Annotated in this window: 2 protein-coding genes; both read right to left on the reverse strand. The window is 42.3% G+C overall.

Annotation, left to right across the window (positions count from 1 at the left end):
- Window positions 1–441: 441 nt before the first annotated feature.
- The gene (locus tag F6K49_RS43580; RefSeq protein ID WP_293107967.1) at window positions 442–894 is read right to left on the reverse strand and encodes a hypothetical protein; all 453 of its coding nucleotides are present in this window, start codon (window positions 892–894) and stop codon (window positions 442–444) included.
- 107 nt (window positions 895–1,001) lie between these two features.
- The gene (locus F6K49_RS43585) at window positions 1,002–1,607 is read right to left on the reverse strand and encodes a VWA domain-containing protein (RefSeq protein WP_293107970.1); all 606 of its coding nucleotides are present in this window, start codon (window positions 1,605–1,607) and stop codon (window positions 1,002–1,004) included.
- Window positions 1,608–2,068: the final 461 nt, after the last annotated feature.

Below are 2,068 nucleotides of genomic sequence, written 5' to 3' on the forward strand. Positions count from 1 at the left end.
CTGCCATCGACTTTTGCTCCTATCTTGGGAGTCTGGGCTAGACATACTGCCGCTTTTGTCGATGATTAACGTATAGTCACGGTCTTCCACGAGTGAACCTCCCACGAAAAAATTTCCTCCTTACCTTAAACTGCCACGATTTCTTAATCTAGCTTAACTAATATTCCCACAGCTCATCTGGGTGTTTTTGCCCTAAGATTCTTGGCAGGAGTTCATTTATGCCAAAAATATCTAACTATTATTACAAGCATCCTTCAACTGCAGCACCCTAGACTTGCTCATCATGGTACGTTAAGGTGGATTTATTTTTTTGACTATTGTCTCTATATTTCTATTATAAATTAAGATAATAATCTTAGAGATTAATCGTAAACTATTGACAGGTTACTTAGGAGCTGTGTTCCCTGATCACTATCAGATGATACTTGACGAGTCTGATAGTCAAGACTGAGTTTCTTTTAAGGCTTGCAAATAGTCAATTGCTGCCTCCAGTTTGGAGGGATAGGAATCAGAAAATTCTTCAAACCACAAGCCTTCGGCTGAGTTTGGACTTAAGGTTTTTAGCCACTCAGTCGCTTGCTGAGTAAGGGCTTCTCGTTCTCTTTGCTTTTGCTGCTGAACTCGTTTTTGTTCAGCTTCTAGTTCCTGCTGTTGTTTGAGAGCGTCTTCTTGGTCTTTTTTATCAAACTCTGTTCTCATCTCAGCCAGCTCCCGATCCTGAGCAGTAGATACCCAATCAGGTATTTTCGCTGGTGATTGACTAGTTGGTGGATCAGTTAGTGGCAAATTAACTGGTTGTTCCTGAAACAGAGGTTTTTCTTGCGGTTGAACACCAGCATCTTTTTGTTCATACTCAGCTTTGAGTTGGGCTAACAAGTCATCCATTGACTCCATGACTTACGTCTCCTCTTACGTTGTTAACTGTAATGGTGATGTTTAAACAGTTAACTTACAGCACCTCGCACCCTGACGGGATAAATCCCACTAACCTTTCCTATCATTTAATCAATAATAGCATTGATCAAAACTTCAGTGAGAGTCATATCCTCCATCTGATCAATAGTTACCGTATCTACGATGTCAAACTTAGCCCCAGCATTTTGCAGCTCATCATCTAATATTTTTAAGAATTTAGTTGCCTGGAGATCATTCCCGATTTGGATGAAGGAAATTGCTAGTTCTTCATCAATATCAATACGCCGTGATGCTTCTATGATCACCTTCATCACAGCTTTCCGTTCATCAGGCTCCCCATCAGTGACCACTAAGATGGTTTCTCCATTTTCTTTGGTTTGGCCGCTAGCCTTACGTTTAAAATAGTCGTTGGTGGCATCAAGTAAAACACCAGCTAAATCCGTGCGTCCCGATGGTTCATTTTCCTGGAATATCTGTAGGACTTTATCTGCGGTTACATTGTCGTAGCGTTTAAAGCGACCAGCAAATACATAAACCGTGATGCCATCTGGATCTAATTCTTCACATTTATTCGCTAAGGCAAGGGTAGACTCCTGCATGATTTGCCAACGGCTTTTTCCACCCAGTTGATCCCTAATCGACATGCTGCCACTTTTATCGATGATTAAGGTGTAGTCACGTTGTTCGAGCATTGCTAGTCTTACCCACTATCATCCTACACCTCTAGGGTATCAAAATTATCATTTGTGACTAGTCACGGGGTTGGGTATCCAGCAAATATAAGCTATCAGCGGTTAGCGGTCAGCATTCAGCTATACAAAAGGGAACAGGGAACAGGGAACAGGGAGTAGGGAACAGGGAACACAATTATCACAATTCCTAAACGGATTGCTATATCAGTATTCAGCTAAAGCGCTACGCGCACGCTACGGGAACAGTATTCAGCTTATGCCTTAGGTCCGATGCGTCGTTCGCACAGCGTGGCACAGGCTTTGGCCTTTGGCCACGCTTTTGAATCAAATAAGCTGACCGCTGATAGCTGACATCATTAGACCTATGCGCAAAAGTATTTTTCTGATAGTGTTCACGTCAATTCTTGTCCACTGTTCCCTGTTCCCTATTCCCTGTTCCCGACTTCTGCAAGAAGTCTATA

It is taken from the genome of Moorena sp. SIO3I6, assembly GCF_010672095.1.

Excerpts from the sequence above, each read along its gene's own strand:
- F6K49_RS43585 (WP_293107970.1), bottom strand. The coding sequence starts at position 1,607 with ATGCTCGAACAACGTGACTACACCTTAATCATCGATAAAAGTGGCAGC.
- F6K49_RS43580 (WP_293107967.1), bottom strand. The coding sequence starts at position 894 with ATGGAGTCAATGGATGACTTGTTAGCCCAACTCAAAGCTGAGTATGAA.